Consider the following 23,208-nt stretch of genomic DNA (forward strand, 5'->3'; position numbering starts at 1 on the left):
CGGCTTGCCGATCAAGGTCGGCAACGCGCGCGAAACGGTCGTGTGGTGTGATGCTCAGGTGCCCGACCGACTTTTCCGCCCTGCGCGGGACAGACGGCCTGACCAGCAAGGATGGGGAAGCGGAAGATGGACAAGCAGCAGGAGTTCGTGCTCCGTACGTTGGAGGAGCGCGACATCCGGTTCGTACGCCTGTGGTTCACGGACGTGCTGGGCTTCCTCAAGTCCGTCGCCGTGGCCCCGGCCGAGCTTGAACAGGCCTTCGACGAGGGCATCGGCTTCGACGGCTCGGCCATCGAGGGCTTCGCCCGGGTCTACGAGTCCGACATGATCGCCAAGCCGGACCCCTCCACCTTCCAGGTCCTGCCCTGGCGCGCGGAGACCCCCGGCACGGCCCGGATGTTCTGCGACATCCTGATGCCGGACGGCTCCCCGTCCTTCGCGGACCCGCGCTACGTCCTCAAGCGCGCCCTGGCCCGCACCTCCGACCTGGGCTTCACCTTCTACACCCACCCCGAGATCGAGTTCTTCCTGCTGAAGGACCGCCCCCTCGACGGCTCCCGCCCCACCCCGGCCGACAACTCCGGCTACTTCGACCACACCCCGACCAACGTCGGCATGGACTTCCGCCGCCAGGCGATCACCATGCTGGAGTCGATGGGCATCTCGGTGGAGTTCTCCCACCACGAGGGCGCGCCGGGCCAGCAGGAGATCGACCTGCGCTACGCCGACGCGCTGTCCACGGCCGACAACATCATGACGTTCCGCCTGGTCATGAAGCAGGTGGCGCTGGAGCAGGGCGTACAGGCGACGTTCATGCCGAAGCCGTTCTCGGAGCACCCGGGAAGCGGTATGCACACCCACCTCTCGCTCTTCGAGGGCGACCGGAACGCGTTCTACGAGTCGGGCTCCGAGTACCAGCTCTCCAAGGTCGGCCGCTCCTTCATCGCGGGCCTGCTGAAGCACGCCGCGGAGATTTCGGCGGTCACCAACCAGTGGGTGAACTCCTACAAGCGCATCTGGGGCGGCTCCGAGCGCACGGCAGGCGCGGGCGGCGAGGCGCCGTCGTACATCTGCTGGGGCCACAACAACCGCTCGGCCCTGGTCCGCGTGCCGATGTACAAGCCCGGCAAGACCGGCTCCGCGCGCGTGGAGGTCCGCTCCCTGGACTCCGGCGCCAACCCGTACCTGGCCTACGCCGTGCTGCTGGCTGCCGGCCTCAAGGGCATCGAGGAGGGCTACGAGCTGCCCCCGGGCGCCGAGGACGACGTCTGGGCCCTCTCCAACGCCGAGCGCCGCGCGATGGGCATCGAGCCCCTCCCACAGAACCTCGGCGAGGCCCTGACCCTCATGGAGAGCAGCGACCTGGTCGCCGAGACCCTGGGCGAACACGTCTTCGACTTCTTCCTGCGCAACAAGCGCTCGGAGTGGGAGGAGTACCGCAGCGAGGTCACGGCGTTCGAGCTCCGCAAGAACCTGCCGGTGCTGTAAGTACAGGTCAGACGCATTCTCGGAGGGGCCCGGACGCAGTGTGCGTCCGGGCCCCTCCGCGCCGGTGCAGGAGCTACACGTCGGCGCTCGCCGCCCCGTCGCCCCCTCGCTTGGGGGCCTCCTCGGGCCTCGTCCGCTCAGCTGCCTCTTCGCCCCCATCGGGCGCCCTCTCGGGCTGCTCCTCCTCAGCTGCCGCTCCGTCACCACCGGGCTTGGCTCCATTGGGTCCGCTGGGCTGTATCACGGGCTTGATCAACCTGTCGGTTCTGGGCGGCGGCGAATCGACGGCCCGCGCTGAACCGCGCACGTTCTCCAGGAGAAGGTTGCCCTTTTTGTCGAGCAGCCGTGTCAAGCCTTCCTGGCCGATCCCAAATGCCACGGCCCATGCCGCGATCTGGGCCCCGCTGTCCAGCGCCGAAAGTCCGGGGATGAATTCGCCATGGATGAGGACCAATCCCAGAATGGCGGACAAGGCGCCGATGGGGATGCGCAGAATGAGCAGGCTCATGGGGACCATGTACGGGACAGCGGATCCGTGGATATGTCGAATGGACGTGGCACCTGCGAGTGCTGCGGCTGCGGCACCCAGGGACGCCACCAGCAATACGTTGTCACCGTCGGCCGGCCGCGGGCCATCGACGGGGCAGACATAATCCTTGCGATTGAGGTTCTCGCGAGTAGGGGCCGGTGGTTCGAAGCAAAGCTTGTCCGCGAGCGCGGCAGGATTCTGATAGCCCGACAGAATTAGGAGTACTGTGAATGCGGAAAGCGCAAGGAAGGTGAGAATCAAGATGTTGCGGAAATTCCGCACCCTGGCTATCTCGATTTCCTCTGTGTGATTGGCGGCATGAAGGACTCCGGCGGCCAGATGCCTACCCTGGACGTCCAGCATATTGTCATTTTCGCGCAGATGTTCTTCAAGCAGCTTGAGGCGCGGATCCTCCTGCCCCAAGTGTTGGATACCCTTGGCCAGAACAGAGGATCCTTCCCACCCGAGCTCTTGGGCAGGTGTTAGTTTGAGGACGATCAACTCGGCTTCGTGAATGGTGGCCAAGGTCCGATCTCGCGCGGATGCGCCGGCCCAGAATGGCCAACTGTCCGTCGCTTGCCGCGCCCCGTGTAAAAGCTGGTGTGCCTTTTCCGCGAGCTTCTTGTCGTGCGCCGACAGGACCGCCATTTTTTCAATGCGGTTGAGCTCGGCTTGCACGGCTGCAATGTGAGCACCTGCGCGCTGGCGCCAGGAGCCGGTCTTCTTGTGCCCAGCTACGTCGTCACTCATTCGAATCACAATCCTGTTGTTCCGGGGAAAGTCGACAGGAAAGGTGAAAGCAGAAGAGTGCAACCGAGGGATTCGCCACGAAAAGCCACTTACGAGATGGTGGCTGTGTTTAATCTCCAGTTCACCACAGAGGGGCTGGAGGTGCAACTGACTTACAGAGCACAGGGGCCTCGCACCGCTTCGCCAGGAGGCGGGGTTACTCTTCCTCCATGAACTCGCCGTCACGAAAGGCCGATGCCGCGTAAGCGGCCTGGCTCGCTGCGTGCTGCGCAGTGGCGTCAACAGCGCGGGTGGAACGAGCCCCCCGGACCGCATTCACGGGCTCTCCGCCCGTACCAGCCTCGCCGTTCACCGGTGCGAGGCGCTCGCCACCGACTACTTCGTCTTCCCCGGCGTCACCGACCGCGCCCTGCGGCGGTACCAGGACTTCCTGAGTCCGGCAGGGCGTAGAACCCGCTATCCGTACGGCGACGACTGCGGTTGCCGAGGCTGCTCCCTCAGGGACGTACGGCATGCTCGCGGCGTGCTCGGCACCGTCCTGCGGAATCTGCCTCCGCGGGACCGTGCCGAGCTTGCGCGGGTCATCAAGGGGCTGGATGCGGAGTATCGAGCCCGTACCCTTCCCGATCCGCTCGCCGAGCCCGGGCTGCGGTGGTGGCACCGGCGGCTCCAGGGGTGCCCGTTCACCCAGAGCGGGCGTACCTGAGGGTCAGCCGGCCTGCTCCGACAGGTGCTTGTGCAGGGGCTTGCCGGCCCTGACTCGGTACTCCTGGATTGCCCAGCCGTTGCCGTCGGGGTCCGTGAAGTACATGAACGTGGCGCCGTCGTCCGGCGCGTACTGGACCGGCTCCGACACCTCCAGGCCTCGCTCCACCAGCTCCGCGTGCGCCGCCTTGATGTCGGCAACGCACAGCTGGAGGCCCTGGTAGGAGCCGGGTTCCGGCTTCGTCTCGCCCTTGGTGAGGTCCCAGATGCTGTCGCCCAGCGCGATCGAACAGCCGGAGCCGGGCGGCGTCAGCTGGACGATTCGCATGCCGGGCATGACCTCCTGGTCGATGTCGACGTGGAAGCCGACCTTGTCCCGGTAGAAGTCCCTGGCTCGGTCGATGTCGCTCACGGGCAGCGGGATCACTTCAAGGGTGAAGTCCATCGCTAGTCCTCCCTGGAGAATCGCCAGCGGGTCTGGCTGAACGGCTCACCCTTACCGAAGCCGAAAACCGTGCGCGGCGCCACCGAGAACACGAAAGCGTGCCCGGCTCCGTGATGGAAGCAGCCGTCCTGGACGTCGAAGTGCCAGAAGCTGCCGTACTTCGCCTCCCAGGCCGCCGCCAGCTCGCGCAGCCTGCCGTCGTCCGTCACCCGCACCGCCTCGCCCTCGACGACGAGGTCGTATCCCTTGTCCCAGGTGTTCGTGCCCGTGGTGAGCACGACGCGCGTATTCGCGGCCAGGTTGCGGGCCTTGCGCTCCTCCGGGCCCGTGCAGAAGTACAGGGCGCCCTCCGACCAGACCGCCGGCAGCGGGGTCACATGCGGCCGCCCGTCCGGGCGGACCGTCGAGATCCAGAACAGCTCGGCCCGCGTCAGCAGCGCCAGGGCCTCGGACCAGGGCTTCGCCGTGGCCTTCTCGTCGCTGTAACGGGCGTCGAGCCGGGTCTGCGGTTCGTTGTCGGTCATACAGGGCAGACCCCGTGCCGCCCCGGAACTCATCGGCGCTTCTCACCAGCTCTGCGGTTAGGCTCGACCGCGTACGACCTTGATCGGACGGGAGGGCCGGGGATGACGGCGCCGGGGCGCAGAAGCAGTACCTTCACACGGCTGCTGCGGCACGGCTTCACTGATCCGAGCGCCGCCGAGCGGCTGCTGGAGGCCCCGGAACTGGCCCCCGTACGCAACGACCCGGTGCTGCTGGAGGCCCTCGGCGCCACCGCCGACCCGGATCTCGCGCTGCACGGTCTCGTACGGCTGCTGGAGGCGCAGTCCGGACGGGAGCTGCTGGACACGGTGATAGCCGCCAAGCCGCTGCGCGACCGCCTCCTCGGCGTCCTCGGCGCCTCCACCGCGCTCGCCGAGCACCTCGCCCGGCACTCCGACGACTGGCGGGCCCTCGTCACCTACGAACCCCGGGACCTGCACCCCGGCGTCGCCGAGTTCGAGCGGGGCCTCGCCAAGGCCACCGACCCCGTCCGGCTGCGCGTCGCCTACCGGCGCTGTCTGCTGTCCATCGCCGCCCGTGACGTGTGCGGCACCACCGATGTCGCCGAGTCCGCCGCCGAGCTCGCCGACCTCGCCACCGCGACCCTGCGCGCCGCGCTCGCCATCGCCCGCGCCGCCGCGCCCGAGGACGCCGCCGCGTGCCGGCTCGCGGTGATCGCGATGGGCAAGTGCGGTGGCCATGAACTCAATTACGTCTCCGACGTCGACGTCATCTTCGTCGGCGAGGCCGCCGAGGGCGCCGACGAAGGCAAGGCCCTCAGAGCGGCCACCAAGCTCGCCTCGCACATGATGCGGATCTGCTCCGAGACCACCGTCGAGGGCTCGATCTGGCCCGTCGACGCCAATCTGCGGCCCGAGGGCAGAAACGGTCCGCTGGTGCGTACGCTCTCCAGCCACCTCGCCTACTACCAGCGCTGGGCGAAGACCTGGGAGTTCCAGGCACTTCTCAAGGCCCGCCCGGTCGCCGGTGACATCGAGCTCGGCGAGGAGTACGTCGCCGCCCTCGAACCCCTCGTCTGGAAGGCCGCCGAGCGCGAGAACTTCGTCACCGACGTGCAGAAGATGCGGCGCCGGGTAGTGGAGAACATCCCCCCCACCGAACTCGACCGTCAGCTCAAGCTCGGCCCCGGCGGACTCAGGGACGTCGAATTCGCCGTCCAGCTCCTTCAGTTGGTGCACGGGCGGGCCGATGTCTCCCTGCGCAGCGGCACCACCCTGGACGCCCTGAAGGCCCTCGCCGCCGGCGGCTACGTCGGCCGCGCGGACGCCGCCCAACTGGACGCCGCCTACCGCTTCCTGCGCTCCATGGAGCACCGCATCCAGCTGTACCGGCTGCGCCGCACCCACCTCGTCCCCGAGGACGAGGCCGATCTGCGCCGCATCGGCCGCTCGCTGGGCCTGCGCAGCGACCCGGTGGCCGACCTCAACCGCGAATGGCGGCGGCACGCCTCCGTCGTACGACGGCTGCACGAGAAGCTCTTCTACCGGCCACTGCTCGACGCGGTCGCCCAACTCGCCCCCGGCGAGGCCCGGTTGAGCAGCGAGGCGGCCCGCGAACGGCTCGTCGCCCTCGGCTACGGCGACCCGGCCGCCGCCCTGCGCCACCTGGAGGCGCTGGCGTCCGGCGTCACCCGCAAGGCCGCCATCCAACGCACCCTGCTGCCCGTCCTGCTCGGCTGGTTCGCCGACTCCGCCGACCCCGACGCGGGCCTGCTCAACTTCCGCAAGGTCTCCGACGCCCTCGGCAAGACCCCTTGGTATCTACGGCTGCTCAGGGACGAGGGCGCGGCCGCGGAGAACCTCGCACGCGTGCTGTCCGCCGGACGCCTCGCCCCCGATCTGCTGATGCGCGCCCCCGAGGCGGTGGCCCTGCTCGGCGACGGTGACGGCGGCGGCCTCGAACCCCGCTCCCGCGCCCACCTGGAACAGGAGATCCTCGCCGCGGTCGGCCGCGCCGACGGCGCCGCCCAGGCCGTCACCGCCGCCCGTGGCGTGCGCCGCCGCGAGCTGTTCCGTACGGCCGCCGCCGACATCGTCGGCTCCTACGGCACCGAGGCCCAGCCCGCCGAGGCCGACCAGGGCGCCCTCGTGGACCGGGTCGGCGGCGCCGTCTCCGACCTGACCGCGGCGACGCTGGCCGGCACCCTGCGCGCGGTGGTCCGCGAGGGCTGGGGCGACACCCTGCCCACCCGGTTCGCGATCATCGGCATGGGCCGCTTCGGCGGCCACGAACTCGGCTACGGCTCCGACGCGGACGTCCTGTTCGTCCACGAACCCCGCGACGGCGTCGACGAGCACGAGGCCGCCCAGGCCGCGAACCGCGTCGTCTCCGAGATGCGCCGACTGCTCCAGATCCCGAGCGCCGACCCGCCCCTGCTGATCGACGCCGACCTGCGCCCCGAGGGCAAGACGGGCCCCCTGGTGCGCACGCTGAACTCCTACGGGGCCTACTACCGCCGCTGGTCCCTGGTCTGGGAGTCGCAGGCGCTGCTGCGGGCCGAACCGGTCGCCGGGGACGAGGACCTGGGCCGCCGCTTCATCGAGCTGAGCGACCCCCTGCGCTACCCGTCGGCGGGCCTCGCCGACGACGCGGTCCGTGAGATCCGCCGCCTGAAGGCCCGTATGGAATCCGAACGCCTCCCGCGCGGCGCCGACCCCAAACTCCACACCAAGCTCGGCCCCGGCGGCCTTTCCGACGTCGAATGGACGGTCCAGCTCCTCCAGCTGCGCCACGGCGCCACCCAGCCGGGCCTGCGCACCACACAGACCCGGGCCGCCCTGTCCGCGGCGGCCGCAGCCGGCCTGATCCCGGCGCAGGACGCGGCCACACTCGACGAGGCCTGGGTCCTCGCCACCCGAGTCCGCAACGCCGTGATGCTGGTCCGCGGCCGCGCCGGCGACACCTTCCCCTCGGACCCCCGCGAACTCGCCGCGGTCGGCCGCTACCTCGGCTACGGCCCCGGCCGCGTCGGCGACATGCTCGACGACTACCGCCGCACGGCAAGACGGGCGCGGGGCGTGGTGGAGGAGCTGTTCTACGGGGGCTGAGCGCTCCGCCGGAAGTGCCGCGACATGCCGTCGGTCGTCTGCGGCGACGTCGTGGCTGGTCGCTCCCCCACTCTCGGCTTCGCTCGAGCGGGGGGACCCCCATCGCGGCGGAGGCGCATATCGACACAGCCCCGCGCCCCTTGCTCAGCGCCTGGTGGGCAGCAGGCCGCGCTGGGTGTTCCTGGCCGGCACCAGCTTCGGCAGCGAGTACGGCAACGCCCCGTACCAGGCCCGTGCCACCGCGTAACCGAACGCCAGGCACAGCAGGCCGCCGACCGCGTCCAGCCAGAAGTGGTTGGCGGTGGCGACGATGACCACCAGGGTGGCCGCCGGGTAGAGGAGGCCCAGGACCTTCACCCACGGCACCGAGGCCAGGGCGAAGATGGTCAGGCCGCACCACAGGGACCAGCCGATGTGCATCGACGGCATCGCGGCGTACTGGTTCGACATGTTCTTCAGGTCGCCCGAGGCCATCGAACCCCAGGTCTGATGGACCAGGACCGTGTCGATGAAGTTGCCGCCGGTCATCAACCGGGGCGGGGCGAGCGGATACAGGTAGTAACCGAGCAGGGCCACACCCGTGGTCGCGAACAGGACCATGCGGGTCGCCGCGTAGCGGCCGGGGTGACTACGGTAGAGCCACACCAGAACACCGAGCGTCACCACGAAGTGCAGCGTCGCGTAGTAGTAGTTCATGCCCACGATCAGCCAAGTCACCGAGTTCACGGTGTGGTTGACCGACTGCTCGACGGCGAAACCGAGCGTCTGCTCCGCCTTCCAGATCCAGTCGGCGTTGCGCAGTGCCTCGGACCGCTGCTCCGGAACGGCGTTGCGGATCAGTGAGTACGTCCAGTAACTCACCGCGATCAGCAGGATCTCGAACCACAGCCGGGGCCGGCGCGGAGCGCGCATCCGGTGCAGCAGGCCCGGCCTCTCCGCTGCCGTGACGGGGTTCGGAACGGCCGCCTGTGTGCGGTCTTCCAGCTCGGTCACGGTCGTGTCACCCATGGGCACAGAGTCTGCCAGAAATGCCTTCCCCCACCGATCATCCCCCGGTCTGGTTCCGGTCGCAGGTTCTACGACAGGCGGATGCCCGCGCTGTCCTACGAGTGCACGGTACAGGGCCGTTCAGTCTCCGCCCTAGGGACGATTCCGGTCCCCAGGGGCAGAAGCGGTCGAACCACGCACCACCAGTTCCGGCATGAACACGAACTCACTGTGCGGCGCCGGAGTCCCGCCGATCTCCTCCAGCAACGTCCGCACCGCGGCCTGCCCCATCGCCGGCACCGGCTTGCGGACCGTCGTCAGCGGCGGGTCGGTGAAGGCGATCAACGGGGAGTCGTCGAAGCCCACGACCGAGATGTCCTTCGGGACGTCAAGGCCCCGCTGCCTCGCCGCCCGTATCGCGCCCAGCGCCATCATGTCGCTGGCGCACACCACCGCCGTGCAGCCGCGGTCGATCAGCGCCGTGGTGGCCGCCTGGCCGCCCTCCAGGGTGTACAGCGAGTGCTGCACCAGCTCGGTCTCTATGACCTCCGTGGCAAGCCCCAGCTGGTCCTGCATCGTGCGGACGAAGCCCTCGATCTTTCGCTGGACCGGGACGAACCGTTTCGGGCCGAGCGCCAGACCGATCCGGGTGTGACCGAGCGAGACCAGATGCGTGACCGCCAGCGCCATCGCCGCCCGGTCGTCGGGGGAGATGAACGGCGCCTGCACCTTGGGGGAGAAGCCGTCGACGAGGACGAAAGGAACACCCTGGGCGCGCAGTCGTTCGTAGCGCTGCATGTCCGCCGTGGTGTCCGCGTGCAGTCCGGAGACGTAGATGATGCCCGCGACCCCGCGGTCGACCAGCATCTCGGTCAGCTCGTCCTCGGTGGAGCCGCCGGGCGTCTGGGTGGCGAGCACCGGTGTGTAGCCCTGCCTGGTCAGCGCCTGGCCGATGACCTGGGCGAGGGCCGGGAATATCGGGTTCTCCAGCTCCGGGGTGATCAGGCCGACGAGGCCCTCGCTGCGCTGCCGCAGACGCACCGGGCGCTCGTAGCCCAGGACGTCGAGCGCAGCCAGCACCGACTGGCGGGTGGTGGCGGCGACGCCCGGCTTCCCGTTGAGGACGCGGCTGACGGTCGCTTCGCTCACCCCCGCCTGCGCAGCGATGTCCGCAAGCCGTGTGGTCACGGCACTGGACTGTACCGGCCGTATGTCGCCTTGCACACCAATCGGACGCCGGGTGCGGGCGTTTGACCTGCGCGCTGCGGGTTGCTGCGACATGGCGTCCCCTCGTGAAACGGATGGCAAGAGCTTGCAGAGTCTTGCACAACACCGTCCGTGCCCGCTCAACCCCGCAGAACAACGGTCTCACAGCAGTAGCCGACAGGTCACGCCCGGGTAACTTCGGTGATGCCTTGCACTTTTTTTCTGCAAGGTCTTTCGCGGCGCTTGCATCGCTGTTACGTTCACGACGCCCGGCGGCCGCAACGGCGCAGTCGGCAAGACAGCAGGGACCGGCAGACGGGGCCGCCCCTGCACCACACGGGCTTTCACCTCAAGGAGAACTCATGCGGCGTGGCATAGCGGCCACCGCGCTGGTGGCGTCCCTCGCCCTCGCGGCGACGGCCTGCGGCGGAGACAGCGACAGCGGCGACAAGGCCGACGGTCCGGTCACCATCACCTGGTGGGACACCTCCAACGCCACCAATGAGGCGCCGACGTACAAGGCCTTGGTCAAGGAGTTCGAGGCCGCCAACAAGAACATCAAGGTCAAGTACGTCAACGTCCCCTTCGACCAGGCGCAGAACAAGTTCGACACCGCCGCCGGCTCCAAGGGCGCCCCGGACGTGCTCCGGTCCGAGGTCGGCTGGACCCCCGCCTTCGCCAAGAAGGGCTTCTTCCTGCCGCTGGACGGCACCGAGGCCCTGGCCGACGAGAGCAAGTTCAAGTCCAACCTGATCGAGCAGGCCAAGTACGAGGGCAAGACCTACGGCGTGCCGTTCACCACGGACACCCTCGCCCTTGTCTACAACAAGGAGCTCTTCGAGAAGGCCGGCGTCGAGGCCCCCAAGACCTGGGACGACCTGAAGAAGGCCGCCGCCACGATCAAGGACAAGACCGGCGTCGACGGTTACTGGGGCTCCACCCAGGCCTACTACGCCCAGTCCTTCCTCTACGGCGAGGGCACCGACACCGTCGACGCCGACGCCAAGAAGATCACCGTGACCTCCGCCGAGGCCAAGAAGGCCTACGGCACCTGGCAGGACCTCTTCGACGGCAAGGGCCTGCACAAGGCCGACACCACCGCCGACGCCTACGCCCACATCCAGGAGGCGTTCGTCAGCGGCAAGGTCGCCTCGATCGTCCAGGGCCCCTGGGAGATCACGAACTTCTACAAGGGCTCGGCGTTCAAGGACAAGGCGAACCTCGGCATCGCCACCGTCCCGGCCGGCTCCACCGGCGAGGCGGGCGCCCCGACCGGCGGCCACAACCTCTCCGTGTACGCCGGCTCCGACGCCGCGCACCAGGAGGCCTCGCTGAAGTTCGTCAACTTCATGACCTCCGCGCACGCCCAGGAGACCATCGCGCTGAAGAACTCCACGCTCCCCACGCGCGACGACGCCTACACCGACGAGGTCAAGGCCGACCCGGGCATCGCCGGCTACCAGACCGTGCTCGCCGCCGCCCAGCCGCGCCCGGCCCTGCCCGAGTACAGCTCCCTGTGGGGCCCGCTGGACACCGAGCTGCTCGCCATCGCCGGCGGCAAGAAGTCCCTGGACGAGGGCCTGAGCAGCGCTGAGACCGCCATCGCCAAGCTGGTGCCGGACTTCAGCAAGTGATCGCCCGTGGCCGCCGGGTCCCGCCTGATAGGGGGGACGGGACCCGGCGGCCACAGGCCTGTGCGTAAGGCCCGCCCCCTGATCTTCCAGAAGGTGTCGAGAGAACCATGACAGTCGCCATCGACCGCGCCACCGGCAAGCGCCGCGGTGACCGCGCGCCGCGGCCCGGGCTGGGCCAGCGCCTGAAGCACTCCTACCAGAAGCACTGGTACGCCTACGCGATGATCACGCCTGTGGTCGTCGTGCTCGGCGTCCTCGTGCTCTACCCCCTGGCCTACGGCTTCTATCTGACGCTCACGGACGCCAACAGCCTCAACACGGCCCGCACCATCGGCGTCAACGAGATCGAGGCCACCTACAAGTTCATCGGCTTCGACAACTACGCCGACATCCTGTGGGGCGAGACCTCCTACGAACGCTTCTGGTCCCACTTCATCTGGACCATCGTGTGGACGGGCGCCTGCGTCGGCCTGCACTACACCCTCGGCCTCGGCCTCGCCCTGCTGCTCAACCAGCAGCTGCGCGGCCGCACCCTGTACCGGCTGATCCTGATCCTGCCCTGGGCCGTGCCGACCTTCGTCACCGTCTTCGGCTGGCGCTTCATGCTCGCCGACGGCGGCGTCATCAACTCCTTCCTGGAGACGCTCCACCTGCCCACCCCGCTGTGGCTTGAGGACACCTTCTGGCAGCGGTTCGCCGCGATCATGGTCAACACCTGGTGCGGTGTGCCGTTCATGATGCTCTCGCTGCTCGGCGGACTGCAGTCCATCGACTCCACCCTCTACGAGGCCGCCGAGATGGACGGCGCGAGCAAGTGGCAGCAGTTCCGCTACGTCACCCTGCCGGGCCTGCGCTCGGTCAGCTCCACCGTCGTACTCCTCGGCATCATCTGGACCTTCAACCAGTTCGCCATCATCTTCCTGCTGTTCGGCGACACCGCCCCGGACGCCCAGATCCTCGTCACGTGGGCCTACTACCTCGGCTTCGGACAGCAACCGCGCGACTTCGCGCAGTCGGCCGCCTACGGCATGCTGCTGCTCGCCATCCTGATCGTCTTCACCTCCTTCTACCGCCGCTGGCTGAACCGCAATGACCAGCAGCTCGCGATCTGAGGCAGGAGTTCCCATGAGCACTACCGTTGAGACCTCCGCCGAGGCCAAGAAGGAGATCCGCGTGGCCCCCACTCCGGGCATGGTGCGCCGCCGAGGAGAGCGCAGCCTCGCGGCCTCGGCCGCCTCGCACGGCATCCTGATCGCCGCGAGCCTCATCGCCCTCTTCCCGATCGCCTGGCTGGTCTTCCTCTCCCTCGGCCCGGACAAGGACGACTATCTGCACCCCGGGGACATCTGGGGGAAGATGACACTGGACAACTACTCGTTCGTCCTGCAGGAGACCAACTTCTTCGACTGGCTGACGAGCACCCTGATCGTCTCGCTCGGCACCACCGTCATCGGCGTAATGATCGCCGCCACCACCGGCTACGCGGTCTCGCGGATGCGCTTCCCGGGCTACAAGAAGTTCATGTGGGTGCTTCTGGTCACCCAGATGTTCCCCATCGCCGTCCTCATCGTGCCGATGTACCAGATCATGTCCGAGCTCCAGCTCATCGACAGCTACCTCGGTCTGATCCTGGTCTACTGCTCGACCGCGGTGCCGTACTGCGCCTGGCTGCTCAAGGGCTACTTCGACACCATCCCGTTCGAGATCGACGAGGCCGGACGCGTCGACGGACTGAGCCCCTTCGGCACGTTCCTCCGGCTGATCCTGCCGCTCGCCAAGCCGGGTCTGGCGGTCGCCGGCTTCTACAGCTTCATCACGGCCTTCGGCGAGGTCGCCTTCGCCTCGACGTTCATGCTGTCGGACACGAAGTACACCTTCGCCGTCGCCCTGCAGACCTTCGTCAGCGAGCACGACGCCCAGCGCCAGCTCATGGCCGCCACCGCGGTGCTGATCGCGATACCCGTCTCCGCGTTCTTCTACCTCGTCCAGAAGAACCTGGTGACCGGCCTCACCGCGGGCGGCACAAAGGGGTAAGAGCCGCTGGGGTGGAACTCGACACAGATCCCCGCCCCTATACGGCGTTGCCCTCCCCGGACACGAGACGGCCGCGGTGGCCATCCGACCCCGCTGCCACCGCGGCCGTCTCGGCACGACAACCCGCCGCCGTACGCACCCCCGACCCGATGACTCCGTTAGATCTCCCAAGGACGCCATGAGCCAGCAGCACTCCGCCGACCCGGCACCGACCTCCGCCGTAGCCACCGTCGCCCACCGCCGCGACTGGTGGCGGGACGCGGTGATCTACCAGGTCTATCCGCGCAGCTTCGCCGACAGCAACGGCGACGGCATGGGCGACCTGGAAGGCGTACGCTCCCGACTCCCCTATCTGCGCGACCTCGGCGTGGACGCCGTGTGGCTGAGCCCCTTCTACGCCTCCCCGCAGGCCGACGCCGGCTATGACGTCGCCGACTACCGGGCCGTCGACCCCATGTTCGGCAACCTGCTCGACGCCGACGCCCTGATCCGCGACGCGCACGAGCTGGGCCTGCGCATCATCGTCGACCTCGTGCCCAACCACTCCTCCGACCAGCACGAGTGGTTCAAGCGCGCGCTGCGCGAGGGCCCCGGCTCCTCGCTCCGGGACCGCTACTACTTCCGCCCCGGCAAGGGCGAGAACGGCGAACTGCCGCCCAACGACTGGGAGTCGATCTTCGGCGGCCCGGCGTGGACGCGGGTCGAGGACGGAGAGTGGTACCTCCACCTGTTCGCCCCCGAGCAGCCCGACTTCAACTGGGAACACCCGGCCGTCGGCGACGAGTTCCGCTCGATCCTGCGCTTCTGGCTGGACATGGGCGTCGACGGCTTCCGCATCGACGTCGCCCATGGCCTGGTCAAGGCCGACGGACTGCCCGACCTCGGGGCCCACGATCAGCTCAAGCTGCTGGGCAACGATGTCATGCCGTTCTTCGACCAGGACGGCGTGCACGCCATCTACCGGCAGTGGCGCACGATCCTCGACGAGTACGCGGGCGAGCGCATCTTCGTCGCCGAGGCCTGGACCCCGACCGTCGAGCGCACCGCGAACTACGTCCGCCCCGACGAGCTGCACCAGGCCTTCAACTTCCAGTACCTGGGCACCGACTGGGACGCGAAGGAGCTGCGTACGGTCATCGACCGCACCCTGGAGGCGATGCGTCCGGTGGGCGCCCCGGCGACCTGGGTCCTGTCCAACCACGACGTGACCCGCCACTCGACCCGCTTCGCCAACCCGCCCGGCCTCGGCACCCAGATCCGCACGGCAGGCGACCGCGAACTGGGCCTGCGCCGCGCTCGTGCGGCCACGCTCCTCATGCTGGCCCTCCCCGGCTCGGCGTACGTCTACCAGGGCGAGGAACTGGGCCTGCCGGACGTCGTCGACCTCCCGGACGAGGTCCGCCAGGACCCCGCGTACTTCCGGGGCGAGGGCCAGGACGGCTTCCGCGACGGCTGCCGGGTCCCGATCCCGTGGACCCGCGAGGGCTCGTCGTACGGCTTCGGCAGCGGCGGCAGCTGGCTGCCCCAGCCCCCCGCCTGGGCCGAACTCAGCGTGGAGGCCCAGACGGGCGCCCCGGGCTCGACCCTGGAGCTGTACCGTGCGGCCCTGGCCGTCCGCCGCTCGGAGCCCGACCTGGGCGCCGGCGACTCGGTGGAGTGGCTGAAGGCCCCCGAGGGCGTCCTGGCCTTCCGCCGGGGCGAGTTCGTCTGCGTCGCCAACACGACGGACGAGTCGATCACCACCCCCGTCCACGGCCGCCTGCTCCTGGCGAGCGGTGAGGTGGCCGAGGTCGACGGCGAGACCAAGCTTCCTGCGGACACCACGGTGTGGTTCACCACGGCCTGACCGTCCCCGGCGTCCCCACCACAGGGCCCGTCACCGCACTCCGGTGACGGGCCCTGCCCGTCGCCGACCGGGCACGGCCACGTAAGCTCGCCGTCCGTGAACCGCCCCTGGACGATTCCCACCCGCGCACGGCGGACCGCCGCCCTGGTCCACGCGTTCGACCTCGCCAAGGACGGCAGGTACGAGGAGGCCGAGGCCCAGGCCAGAGCATGCCAGGCCGCGGCCCGGCGGCTGCGACGGGGGAGCCGTCTCTCCATCACCTGGCATGCCCAGGCGATTGCCACGGTGATGGCCACGGCCCATGGACGCGGCGTGGAGATGCTGCCCGAGATGGAGGCCCTCATCGCCGACCGGGACGGGATCACGGGTTCCGGCCGGTTCCTTCCCCTGTGGGTCCGGAGCGCCCGGATGTGGGTCCTCATCGGACAGGGGCGGCACAGCGAGGCCGAGGCGGAAGGGCAGAACCTGCTGCGCGAACTGACCCGCATCAAGCATCTGGTGACCGTGTGGGAGCTGGAGCTGTCCGTGCTGGGCATGCTGGCGTGGGCGCTGTGCGAACTGGGCCGTCACGATGAGGCGGAGGCGATCGCCCGGGGGAACCTGCCCCGCGCCGACGGCGCTTCGGCCGCCCCGCTGCACTGCTGTCTGGTGCGTATCCTCAACGGGCAGGGCCGCTCTGACGAGGCACTCGGCGAGGCCCGACAGGTCACTCCGCCGCAGGAGCGGTCCCAGGCCGGCCACCTGGACCTGGTGACGGCCACCGCCCTGTACGGCCTGGGGCGCCACAGTGAGGCGGCCGCCGCGGCCCGGCGCGCGCTGGCCGACTGTGAGGCGGGTCTCCACCCGTCCCACCCCCGCCTGTCGGAGATCCGCACACTCCTGGCACGCCTTGAGGCGACCGGTTAGGGCCGTTCCCCACCCCACAATTTCTTGCAGCAACTTCGCCCGCACCTCTGGTCGCTGCGGACGTCCAACCCTTAACATCTGCGCAACCGCAAGGTTTCAGTAATTTTTCAGCAAGAACCTTCAGCGTACCCCCCGCACTTCCGCACACCCTTCAAAGGTGAAGGACTCCCCACATGGCCAGAACTCTCTCGGGCGCGCTCGCGCTCGCCGCCGCGGCGGCCGTGCTCATACCCGGCACCGCCCAGGCCTCCCCGCCCGGCACCAAGGACGTCACCGCCGTCCTCTTCGAGTGGAAGTACTCCTCGGTCGCCGCCGAGTGCGCCAACCGCCTCGGCCCCGCGGGCTACGGCTACGTCCAGGTCTCCCCGCCCGCCGAGCACATCCAGGGCTCGCCGTGGTGGACCTCGTACCAGCCGGTCAGCTACAAGATCGCCGGGCGGCTCGGCGACCGTACGGCCTTCCAGAACATGGTCAACACCTGCCACGCGGCCGGGGTGAAGGTCGTCGTCGACACCGTCATCAACCACATGTCGGCGGGCAGCGGCACCGGCACCGGCGGCTCGTCGTACACGAAGTACAACTACCCGGGCCTGTACTCGTCGTTCGACTTCGACGACTGCACGAGCCAGATCACCAACTACCAGGACCGCTGGAACGTCCAGCACTGCGAACTGGTGGGCCTCGCCGACCTCGACACCGGTGAGTCCTACGTCCGCGGCGCCATCGCCGGGTACATGAACGACCTGCTCTCCCTCGGCGTCGACGGCTTCCGTATCGACGCGGCCAAACACATGGACGCCGCCGACCTCGCCAACATCAAGTCCCGGCTGAGCAATCCGTCGGTGTACTGGAAGCAGGAGGCCATCTACGGCAGCGGAGAGGCCGTCCAGCCGACCGAGTACACCGGCAACGGGGACGTGCAGGAGTTCCGCTACGCCTACGACCTCAAGCGCGTCTTCAACAACGAGAACCTCGCCTACCTGAAGAACTACGGCGAGGGCTGGGGCTACATGAACAGCTCGGTCTCCGGTGTCTTCGTCGACAACCACGACACCGAGCGCAACGGCTCCACGCTCAACTACAAGGACGGCGCCAACTACACGCTGGCCAACGTCTTCATGCTCGCCTACCCCTACGGCGCCCCGGACATCAACTCCGCCTACGAGTGGTCCGACACGGACGCGGGTCCGCCCAACGGCGGTACTGTCAACGCCTGTTGGCAGGACGGCTGGAAGTGCCAGCACGCCTGGCCGGAGATCCAGCGCATGGTCGCCTTCCGCAACGCCACGCGTGGTGAGTCGGTGACCAACTGGTGGGACAACGGCGCCGACGCCATCGCCTTCGGCCGCGGCAGCAAGGGCTACGTGGCCATCAACCACGAGTCGGGCAGTCTGACCCGCACCTACCAGACCTCCCTGCCCGCGGGGACGTACTGCAACGTGCAGAACAACACGGCGGTGACCGTGAACTCCAGCGGTCAGTTCTCGGCCACGCTCGGCTCCAACACCGCGCTGGCCATCTACGCGGGCAAGTCCAGCTGCTGAGGCGGACCGGCCCCCGGAGCTGAAAGCTCTTACCGATCATTTCAGGACTCTTGCTGTAACGCTTACGGCGGCGATACGGTCGCGCGGGGTCGGACCCAACAGAGCCGTATCGCAAGGAGTTCACGTCAGTGATACCTAGATGGCCGGCGCCGCCCAGGCGCCGTACCGCGCATGCCGGACGGGTTGCCGCGGTCACCGTGACCGCGTTGGCCGCAGCGCTCGTCCAACCCCTCGCGGCGCGGGCGGACACCCCGCCTCCGCCCCCGTCCGACGCCAAGCTCGCCGCCGAGCCCGCCCGGCACGACTCCACGCGCGAGCAGTTCTACTTCGTCCTGCCGGACCGTTTCGCCAACGGGGACACGTCCAACGACGAGGGCGGCCTCACCGGTTCGCGCCTCGCCACCGGCTACGACCCCACCGACAAGGGCTTCTACCAGGGCGGCGACCTCAAGGGTCTGACCAAGAAGCTCGACTACATCAAGGGCCTCGGCACCACCTCCATCTGGATGGCGCCGATCTTCAAGAACCAGCCCGTGCAGGGCACCGGGGCCAACGCCTCGGCCGGCTACCACGGTTACTGGATCACCGACTTCACCCAGGTCGACCCGCACTTCGGGACGAACAAGGACCTTCAGACCCTCATCGCCAAGGCACACGACAAGGGCATGAAGGTCTACTTCGACGTCATCACCAACCACACCGCCGACGTCGTGGACTACGAGGAGAAGTCGTACGGCTACCTCTCCAAGGGCGCCTTCCCGTATCTGACGAAGGACGGCGAGCCCTTCGACGACGCCGACTACGCCGACGGCTCCGCGGACTTCCCGGAGGTCGACACCGACTCCTTCCCGCGCACGCCGAAGGCCACCAAGAACAACAAGGTGCCGTCGTGGCTCAACGACCCGACGATGTACCACAACCGGGGCGACTCCACCTTCGCCGGTGAGAGCTCCACCAACGGTGACTTCTCCGGCCTCGACGACCTGTGGACCGAGCGTCCCGAGGTGGTCGGCGGCATGGAGAAGATCTATCAGCGGTGGGTCAGGGACTTCGACATCGACGGCTTCCGCATCGACACCGTGAAGCACGTCAACATGGAGTTCTGGACCCAGTGGGCGACCGCCCTCGACGCCTACGCGGCCAAGCAGGGCCGGGACGACTTCTTCATGTTCGGCGAGGTCTACTCCGCCGACACGAACATCACGTCCTCGTACGTCACCGAGGGCCGCCTCGACGCCACGCTGGACTTCCCCTTCCAGGAGGCGGCACGGCAGTACGCCTCCCAGGGCGGCAGCGCGCAGAGGCTCGCCTCGGTCTTCGCCGACGACTACAAGTACACGACCGGCAAGGCCAACGCGTACGAGCAGGTCACCTTCCTCGGCAACCACGACATGGGCCGTATCGGGTACTTCCTGAACCAGGACGACAAGGACGCGACCGACGCCGAGCTGCTGCAGAAGGCGAAGCTCGCCAACGAGCTGATGTTCCTCAGCCGCGGCAACCCCGTCGTCTACTACGGCGACGAGCAGGGCTTCACCGGCTCCGGCGGTGACAAGGACGCCCGCCAGACCCTGTTCGCGTCGAAGACCGCCGACTATCTGGACGACGACCAGATCGGCACCGACCGCACCCACGCCGACGACGCCTACGACACGAGTGCACCGCTCTACAAGCAGATCAGTGCTCTCGCCGAGCTGCGCAAGGCCAACCCGGCCCTGACCGACGGCATCCAGACCGAGCGCTACGCGGCCGACGGCGCCGGTGTCTACGCCTTCTCCCGCTTCGCCACCGACAAGACCGAGTACGTCGTCGCCTTCAACAACGCCGGCGAGGCGAAGACGGCGACCTTCGCGACCGGTTCCGCGGGCAGGGGCTTCACGGGTATCTACGGCACCGACACCGCCGTGACCTCCGACGCCGACAAGAAGATCACCGTCACCGTCCCGGCCGGTTCCGCGATCGTCCTCAAGGCCGACGGCAAGCTCCCCGCCCCCGCCGCCAAGCCGACGATCGCCCTCAAGGCCCCGGCCGGCGGCGCCACCGGCACGGTCGAGATCGGCGCCGATGTCGACGGCGGTCAGCTCAACCGGGTCGTCTTCACCGCCCAGACCGGCAACGGCAAGTGGCGCACGCTCGGCTCCGCCGACCACGCCCCGTACAAGGTCACCCAGGTCATCGGCGAGGACGTACCGGCCGGAACCGCCCTGCGCTACAAGGCGGTCGTGATCGACTCCGCGGGCCGCACGGCGAGCGCGACCGCCGCGTCCACCACCGGCACCCCGCCCGCCGAGGAGATCCCCACCGCCTCCTCCCGGGACTACGCGGTCGTCCACTACAAGCGCACGGACGGCGACTACGCCAACTGGGGCCTGTACGCCTGGGGCGACCTCGCCGACGGCGAGTCCACGAACTGGCCGGACAGCCACCCCTTCGTCGGCCGGGACGCCTACGGCGCCTTCGCCTACGTCAAGCTGAAGCCCGGCGCCTCGAACGTCGGCTTCCTGGTCATCGACAAGGACGGCAACAAGGACGTCTCCGCCGACCGCACGATCGATGTCACCAAGACCGGCGAGATCTGGATCGAGCAGGGCAAGGAGGCCGTACAGACCGAGCGCCCGGACTACCCGGCGCAGGACAAGTCCAAGGCCGTCCTGCACTACCACCGCGCGGACGGGAACTACGACGGCTGGGGTCTGCACGTCTGGACGGGCGCCGCGAACCCCACCGAGTGGTCGAACCCGCTCAAGCCGGTGAAGACTGATGCCTATGGCGCTGTCTTCGAGGTGCCGCTCACCGAGGGTGCGAGCAGCCTCAGCTACATCATCCACAAGGGCGACGAGAAGGATCTCCCCGCCGACCAGTCGCTGGACCTCACGGCGAACGGCCACGAGGTGTGGCTGTTGAACGGCCAGGAGAAGTACCTGCTGCCGCAGCCCGCGGGCAGCGCGGCCGCCCTCGACCTGACCACCTCCAAGGCGGTCTGGATCGACCGGAACACGGTCGCCTGGAACGGCTCGGAGGCGGCGGCCTCCACCCAGCTGCTGTACTCGCGCACCGGCTCGATCGCCGTCAAGGACGGCGCGCTGACCGGCGGCGACCAGCGGTGGCTGCGACTGTCCAAGACCACCCTCACCGACACCCAGAAGGCGCAATTCCCGCACCTGAAGTCCTCCACCGCCTGGTCCGTCGACCCCCGTGACCGCGACCGGGTCCGTGAGGCCCTGCGCGGGCAGGTCGTCGCCTCCCAGCGCGCGGCGAACGGCGCGGTCCTCACGGCGACCGGCGTGCAGATCGCGGGTGTCCTCGACGACCTGTACGACGCGACGAAGGCGGACCTCGGGCCGACGTTCAGCAAGGGACGGCCGACCCTGTCCGTCTGGGCGCCGACCGCGCAGTCCGTCAAGCTGGAGATCGGTGACTCCACCGTCGCCATGAAGCGCGACTCCACCACCGGCGTCTGGTCCGTCACCGGCCCGGCGTCCTGGAAGAACAAGCCCTATCGGTACGTCGTGAAGGTGTGGGCGCCCAGCGTCCGAGAGGTCGTCACCAACAAGGTCACCGACCCCTACTCCCTCGCCCTGACCGCCGACTCCGCGCGCAGCCTGCTCGTCGACCTCGCAGACAAGTCCCTGGCGCCGACGGGCTGGTCGACGTACACCAAGCCCAAGGCCGTGCCGCTGAAGGACGCGCAGATCCAGGAGCTGCACGTGCGGGACTTCTCGGTCGAGGACAGGACCGCCTCGAACCCCGGCACGTACCTGGCGTTCACGGACAAGCTCAGCGACGGCTCCAAGCACCTGCGGAAGCTGGCCGAGGCGGGCACGTCGTACGTCCATCTGCTGCCCGCGTTCGACATCGCCACCATCCCCGAACTCCGGGAGGACCAGGCGACCGTCGACTGCGACCTCGCGTCCTACCCGGCCGACTCCGACAAGCAGCAGGCGTGCGTCGCCAAGGCCGCCGCGAAGGACGCCTACAACTGGGGCTACGACCCGTACCACTACACGGTCCCCGAGGGCTCCTACTCGACCGACCCGGACGGCACCGCCCGTAACGTCGAGTTCCGCGAGATGGTCAAGGCGCTGAACGAGGACGGTCTGCGGGTCGTCATGGACGTCGTCTACAACCACACGGCCGCGAGCGGCCAGGCGGCGACCAGCGTCCTCGACCGGATCGTGCCCGGCTACTACCAGCGGCTCCTCGCCGACGGCTCGGTCGCGAACAGCACCTGCTGCGCCAACACCGCGACCGAGAACGCCATGATGGGCAAGCTCGTCGTGGACTCGATCGTCACCTGGGCCAAGGAGTACAAGGTCGACGGCTTCCGCTTCGACCTCATGGGCCACCACCCGAAGGCCAACATCCTCGCGGTCCGCGAGGCCCTCGACGCGCTGACCCTGGAGAAGGACGGCGTCGACGGCAAGAAGATCATCCTGTACGGCGAGGGCTGGAACTTCGGCGAGGTCGCCGACGACGCCCGCTTCACCCAGGCCACGCAGAAGAACATGGCCGGCACCGGCGTCGCCACCTTCTCCGACCGTGCCCGTGACGCGGTGCGCGGCGGCGGCCCCTTCGACGAGGACCCCGGCATCCAGGGCTTCGCGTCCGGCCTGTACAACGAGCCCAACTCCTCGAAGAACAACGGCAGTACGGCCGAGCAGAAGGCCCGTCTGCTGCACTACCAGGACCTGATCAAGGTGGGCCTGTCCGGCAACCTCGCGCAGTACCGGTTCACCGACACCGACGGCAAGGAGGTCACCGGCGCCGAGGTCGACTACAACGGACAGCCCGCCGGTTACGCGGACGCGCCCGGCGACGCCCTCGCCTACGCCGACGCGCACGACAACGAGTCCCTGTTCGACGCCCTCGCCTACAAGCTGCCCGCCACGGTGAGCGCCGACGACCGGGCCCGGATGCAGGTCCTCGCCATGGCGACCGCCACCCTCTCGCAGGGCCCGGCGCTCTCCCAGGCCGGCACCGACCTGCTGCGCTCCAAGTCCCTTGACCGCAACTCCTACGACAGCGGCGACTGGTTCAACGCGATCCACTGGAACTGCACGGACGGCAACGGCTTCGGGCGTGGGCTGCCGATGGCCGCCGACAACCAGTCCAAGTGGCCGTACGCCACACCGCTGCTCAGCACGGTGAAGGTCGGTTGCGAGCAGATCGACGGCGCCTCGGCGGCGTACCGGGATCTGCTGAGGATCCGGTCGACGGAGGGTGTGTTCTCGCTCGACTCGGCCGAGCGGGTGCAGTCGAAGCTCGCCTTCCCGCTGTCCGGCACGGAGGAGACGCCCGGCGTGATCACCATGACGCTCGGCGACCTCGTGGTGGTGTTCAACGCGACGCCCGAGCGGCAGGAGCAGCGGATCGCCGAACTGGCGGGGGAGGGGTACACGTTGCACGAGGTGCAGGCCTCGGGCGCGGATCCTATCGTCAGGACCTCGTCGTACGAGAAGGACTCCGGCACGTTCACGGTTCCGGGGCGCACTGTCGCGGTCTTCTCCCGAACTGCCTGACATC

General features: G+C 68.7%; 15 protein-coding genes. 10 read left to right on the forward strand and 5 right to left on the reverse strand.

Going from position 1 to position 23,208, the window contains the following annotated elements:
- Positions 1-126: 126 nt before the first annotated feature.
- Positions 127-1,488, forward strand: a complete 1,362-nt coding sequence (gene glnA, locus H4N64_RS13020) for a type I glutamate--ammonia ligase (protein ID WP_186282426.1) — start codon at positions 127-129, stop codon at positions 1,486-1,488.
- A 73-nt stretch (positions 1,489-1,561) separates the two neighbouring features.
- Here glnA and H4N64_RS13025 read toward each other — a convergent pair whose 3' ends face one another.
- Complete coding sequence (locus H4N64_RS13025; RefSeq protein WP_186282427.1) at positions 1,562-2,767, reverse strand: hypothetical protein; 1,206 nt, start codon at positions 2,765-2,767, stop codon at positions 1,562-1,564.
- 262 nt (positions 2,768-3,029) lie between these two features.
- On the opposite strand from H4N64_RS13025, the gene H4N64_RS13030 reads away from it, so the two are divergent.
- Positions 3,030-3,473, forward strand: coding sequence for a hypothetical protein (locus H4N64_RS13030; RefSeq protein ID WP_336246700.1), 444 nt, complete (start codon positions 3,030-3,032; stop codon positions 3,471-3,473).
- 3 nt (positions 3,474-3,476) lie between these two features.
- On the opposite strand, the gene H4N64_RS13035 is transcribed toward H4N64_RS13030, so the two are convergent.
- Both H4N64_RS13035 and H4N64_RS13040 read right to left on the reverse strand, forming a co-directional pair.
- Positions 3,477-3,917: a VOC family protein gene (locus tag H4N64_RS13035; RefSeq protein ID WP_186282428.1), complete on the reverse strand. Its 441-nt coding sequence runs from the start codon at positions 3,915-3,917 to the stop codon at positions 3,477-3,479.
- A 2-nt stretch (positions 3,918-3,919) separates the two neighbouring features.
- Positions 3,920-4,441, reverse strand: a complete 522-nt coding sequence (locus H4N64_RS13040; protein WP_186282429.1) for a pyridoxamine 5'-phosphate oxidase family protein — start codon at positions 4,439-4,441, stop codon at positions 3,920-3,922.
- Between the two features lie 102 nt (positions 4,442-4,543).
- On the opposite strand from H4N64_RS13040, the gene H4N64_RS13045 reads away from it, so the two are divergent.
- The gene (locus H4N64_RS13045; protein ID WP_186282430.1) at positions 4,544-7,528 is read left to right on the forward strand and encodes a bifunctional [glutamine synthetase] adenylyltransferase/[glutamine synthetase]-adenylyl-L-tyrosine phosphorylase; all 2,985 of its coding nucleotides are present in this window, start codon (positions 4,544-4,546) and stop codon (positions 7,526-7,528) included.
- A gap of 144 nt (positions 7,529-7,672) precedes the next feature.
- Here the strand turns inward: H4N64_RS13045 and H4N64_RS13050 are convergent, their stop codons facing one another.
- Together H4N64_RS13050 and H4N64_RS13055 are read right to left on the reverse strand one after the other, a co-directional pair.
- On the reverse strand, positions 7,673-8,536 hold the full coding sequence (locus H4N64_RS13050; protein ID WP_186282431.1) for a phosphatase PAP2 family protein: 864 nt from the start codon (positions 8,534-8,536) through the stop codon (positions 7,673-7,675).
- Positions 8,537-8,668: 132 nt separating this feature from the next.
- Positions 8,669-9,703, reverse strand: coding sequence for a substrate-binding domain-containing protein (locus tag H4N64_RS13055; RefSeq protein ID WP_186282432.1), 1,035 nt, complete (start codon positions 9,701-9,703; stop codon positions 8,669-8,671).
- A 380-nt stretch (positions 9,704-10,083) separates the two neighbouring features.
- On the opposite strand from H4N64_RS13055, the gene H4N64_RS13060 reads away from it, so the two are divergent.
- The 7 genes from H4N64_RS13060 to pulA all read left to right on the forward strand — a co-directional run bounded on the left by H4N64_RS13060 (position 10,084) and on the right by pulA (position 23,204).
- The gene (locus H4N64_RS13060; RefSeq protein ID WP_186282433.1) at positions 10,084-11,355 is read left to right on the forward strand and encodes an extracellular solute-binding protein; all 1,272 of its coding nucleotides are present in this window, start codon (positions 10,084-10,086) and stop codon (positions 11,353-11,355) included.
- 107 nt (positions 11,356-11,462) lie between these two features.
- Positions 11,463-12,467 carry a carbohydrate ABC transporter permease gene (locus H4N64_RS13065; RefSeq protein ID WP_186282434.1) on the forward strand — a complete coding sequence of 335 codons (1,005 nt, stop codon included), beginning with the start codon at positions 11,463-11,465 and terminating at the stop codon, positions 12,465-12,467.
- A gap of 13 nt (positions 12,468-12,480) precedes the next feature.
- The gene (locus H4N64_RS13070; RefSeq protein WP_186282435.1) at positions 12,481-13,389 is read left to right on the forward strand and encodes a sugar ABC transporter permease; all 909 of its coding nucleotides are present in this window, start codon (positions 12,481-12,483) and stop codon (positions 13,387-13,389) included.
- Between the two features lie 178 nt (positions 13,390-13,567).
- Complete coding sequence (locus tag H4N64_RS13075; RefSeq protein WP_186282436.1) at positions 13,568-15,235, forward strand: glycoside hydrolase family 13 protein; 1,668 nt, start codon at positions 13,568-13,570, stop codon at positions 15,233-15,235.
- Between the two features lie 96 nt (positions 15,236-15,331).
- Positions 15,332-16,141, forward strand: a complete 810-nt coding sequence (locus tag H4N64_RS46355) for a tetratricopeptide repeat protein (RefSeq protein ID WP_186282437.1) — start codon at positions 15,332-15,334, stop codon at positions 16,139-16,141.
- A 173-nt stretch (positions 16,142-16,314) separates the two neighbouring features.
- Positions 16,315-17,685, forward strand: coding sequence for an alpha-amylase (locus tag H4N64_RS13085; protein WP_186282438.1), 1,371 nt, complete (start codon positions 16,315-16,317; stop codon positions 17,683-17,685).
- Positions 17,686-17,813: 128 nt separating this feature from the next.
- A complete protein-coding gene (gene pulA / locus H4N64_RS13090; RefSeq protein WP_186282439.1) occupies positions 17,814-23,204 on the forward strand; it encodes a pullulanase-type alpha-1,6-glucosidase in 5,391 nt (1,796 codons plus the stop codon).
- Positions 23,205-23,208 lie beyond the last annotated feature (4 nt).

Source organism: Streptomyces cupreus (assembly GCF_014257025.1).
Lineage (GTDB): Bacteria > Actinomycetota > Actinomycetes > Streptomycetales > Streptomycetaceae > Streptomyces > Streptomyces cupreus.